At 67.9% G+C, this 3,113-nt stretch carries 2 protein-coding genes and 1 pseudogene; 1 reads left to right on the forward strand and 2 read right to left on the reverse strand.

The window, feature by feature from the left end:
* Nucleotides 1–31 precede the first annotated feature (31 nt).
* A complete protein-coding gene (locus tag AOK17_RS43685; protein ID WP_055618209.1) occupies nt 32–517 on the reverse strand; it encodes a ribose-5-phosphate isomerase in 486 nt (161 codons plus the stop codon).
* A 344-nt stretch (nt 518–861) separates the two neighbouring features.
* Between AOK17_RS43685 and AOK17_RS43690 the strand changes: the two genes are divergently transcribed.
* On the forward strand, nt 862–2,334 hold the full coding sequence (locus AOK17_RS43690; RefSeq protein ID WP_055618210.1) for an amino acid permease: 1,473 nt from the start codon (nt 862–864) through the stop codon (nt 2,332–2,334).
* Between the two features lie 130 nt (nt 2,335–2,464).
* Here the strand turns inward: AOK17_RS43690 and AOK17_RS43695 are convergent.
* Nucleotides 2,465–3,113, reverse strand: a pseudogene (locus tag AOK17_RS43695) (serine/threonine protein kinase); the annotation flags it as partial.

Below are 3,113 nucleotides of genomic sequence, written 5' to 3' on the forward strand. Positions count from 1 at the left end.
GGGTAGGGGCGGCGGGGGCGAGGAAAAACCCCTAGCCCTGCGGGTGGTGGGCCGGGATCTCCGGGAGCGTGCCGGTCGTCTCGTACGTCGACAGCATGTCGATGCGACGGATGTGGCGCTCGTCACCGGAGAACGGCGTGCCGAGGAAGATCTCGACGAACTTGGTCGCCTCCTCCTCGGTGTGCATACGGGCACCGACAGCCACCACGTTGGCGTCGTTGTGCTCCCGCCCGAGCGCCGCGGTCTGCTCGCTCCAGGCGAGCGCGGCCCGCACCCCCTCGACCTTGTTCGCCGCGATCTGCTCCCCGTTCCCCGAGCCGCCGATCACGATGCCCAGCGAGCCCGGGTCGGCCGCCGTGCGCTCCGCGGCGCGGAGGCAGAACGGCGGGTAGTCGTCCTGGGCGTCATAGATGAGGGGCCCGCAGTCGACGGGCTCGTGCCCGGCCGCCCTGAGCCACTCGACGAGGTGGTTCTTGAGTTCGAAACCGGCATGGTCGGAGCCGAGATACACGCGCATGGTCCGAGTGTGACACGCCTGTTTCCGATCGGCCCCGTCGGGGCAGGCGCACGAAATGCGCTGAGTCGCATGACGGAAAAGTGTGAGCAACACTACAGAACCTCAAGGAAACCTCAAGTAACGATCTGGATTCAAAGGTTCACGAATCCATTCGCCTGGGATTCACTGGACCGGCTCGTGCACCTCGTGTGCATCGCCCGTACACCGCTCGTACGGGCTCCCCGTAGGAAATCCGCGGTATCCGCAACATCCGCGGTGGCTCGCAGTCCCCCCGCGTGTCCCCTCACGTGGTCCCCACTCAAATCCCCTCCCCCACAGTCCCCGGCGCAAAGGAACACCGTCCTATGACCTCGCAGCCGACTATGACGAAGGCCGGAAACGGCCCCGACGGGCCCGGCGAACCCGGAGGGCCCGACGCCGGCCTCCAGGCCGGGCTCAAGAACCGTCACCTCTCGATGATCGCCATCGGCGGAGTCATCGGTGCCGGCCTGTTCGTGGGCTCCAGCTCCGGTATCGCCACCGCGGGCCCCGGCATCCTCCTGTCGTACGCCCTCGTCGGCACGATGGTCGTCCTCGTGATGCGGATGCTCGGCGAGATGTCCGCCGCGAACCCGACCTCGGGCTCGTTCTCCGCGCACGCGGACCGGGCGCTCGGCCGGTGGGCCGGGTTCTCGATCGGCTGGCTGTACTGGTTCTTCTGGGTCGTCGTGCTCGCCATCGAGGCGACCGCGGGTGCCGTCATCCTGGAGAGCTGGATCCCCGCCGTACCGCAGTGGGGCTGGGCGCTCATCGTCATGGTCGTCCTGACCGCGACGAACCTGGTCTCCGTGGGCTCGTACGGAGAGTTCGAGTTCTGGTTCGCCGGGATCAAGGTCGTCGCGATCGGCGCCTTCATCGTCATCGGCGGGCTCGCGGTCTTCGGCGTACTGCCGGGTGTCGACAGCGACACGGCAGGGCTCGGGAACCTCACCGACCACGGCGGGTTCCTGCCGAACGGGCCGGGCGCGATCCTCACCGGCATCCTGCTCGTCGTCTTCTCCTTCATGGGCAGTGAGATCGCCACCCTCGCGGCGGGCGAGTCGGAGAACCCGCAGCGCGCGGTCACCAAGTCCACCAACAGCATCATCTGGCGGATCGGCGTCTTCTACCTCGGCTCGATCTTCGTCGTGGTCACGCTGCTGCCCTGGGACTCGGACGCCATCCAGAAGGACGGCTCGTACGTCGCCGCCCTGAACTCGCTCGGCATCCCGAACGCCGGCGAGATCATGAAGTTCATCGTGCTGACGTCCGTACTGTCCTGTCTCAACTCCGGCCTCTACACGGCCTCCCGCATGGCCTTCTCGCTCGGCCAGCGCGGTGACGCCCCGAAGGCCTTCGCCCGCACCACCGGCCGTGGTGTGCCGATGCCGGCGATCATCGCCTCGGTCGTCTTCGGCTTCGTCGCGGTGTTCTTCAACTACGAGTTCCCCGACTCGGTCTTCCTCTTCCTCGTCAACTCCTCCGGTGCGGTCGCCCTGTTCGTCTGGCTCGTCATCTGCCTCTCGCAGCTGCGGATGCGGAAGATCATCGAGCGCGAGACGCCGGAGAAGCTGGTCGTACGGATGTGGCTGTACCCGTATCTGACGTACGCGACGATCGCGCTGATCGTCTTCGTCCTCGGCTACATGCTCACCGACACCGAGCACGACGGCCGCCAGACCGTACTGCTGTCGCTTCTCGTCGCGGCCGTCGTCGTCGGCATCGCGCTGGTACTGGAGAAGGTGCGGCGCGGGAAGGCCCGGGCCGAGCTCCAGGAGGAGCAGGACTCCACGGTCTAGACGGCCTCACCTGTTTCTCTTTCTCTGTACGACGCCTCCGCGGGACTCTCCGCGGGGGCGTCGTCGTGTGTCGTGGGGTCGTCGGTCTCCGGCTCGTGGGTCACAGGGGCGTGGGTCACAGGGGCGTGGGTCACAGGGGCGTGAAGCTGTCCTTGACCTCCTCGTAGACCGGGAGTGCGCGGTCCTCGACGTCCGGGCGGTACCAGGTGGTGATCTCGTAGTACTTGCCGTCCGCGTTGAAGCCGAGCAGCCGGGCGTGCCAGGGCAGTCCCTTGGCCGTGACCGTGTACTCCCAGACGACCGCGGGCGCGTCGTGGAACGTGGTCTCCTCCAGCCGGATCCGCTGGTAGTCGAGTCCCTTGCTGGTGTCCTTCTCCGTGTTCGTCCACTGCTCCATCAGGTCGCCCCTGGCCGGAGCCGCGTTGGCGAGGATCTCCTGTTTGCGGTCCGGGGAGCTGTAGTGGACCTCGGCGCCGCTCTGCACCACCCGTTCCCAGCCCTCGGGCGGGACCCACGCGTACATGCCCGCCTCCGTACGGGAGCCCTCGGGGAGGGTGGGCGGCCGTGCGGTGCCCGCGACCGTGGGCGGCGGGGTGGTCGGATTGCCGCCTGTGGTGGCGGAGGCAGAGGCGGACGAGGAAGAGGAGGGAGGAGAGGCCTTGTCCTTGTCGTCGGGGGATCCGCCGAGCGCCGGGATCACCAGCGCCGCTACGACACCGGCGACGACCACACCCGCGACGGCCACGGCTCCCTTGCGGTTCCGGCTCCGGGTCCGGCTC

Origin of the sequence: Streptomyces phaeochromogenes, assembly GCF_001418655.1 — a bacterium.
Taxonomy (GTDB): Bacteria; Actinomycetota; Actinomycetes; order Streptomycetales; family Streptomycetaceae; genus Streptomyces; species Streptomyces phaeochromogenes.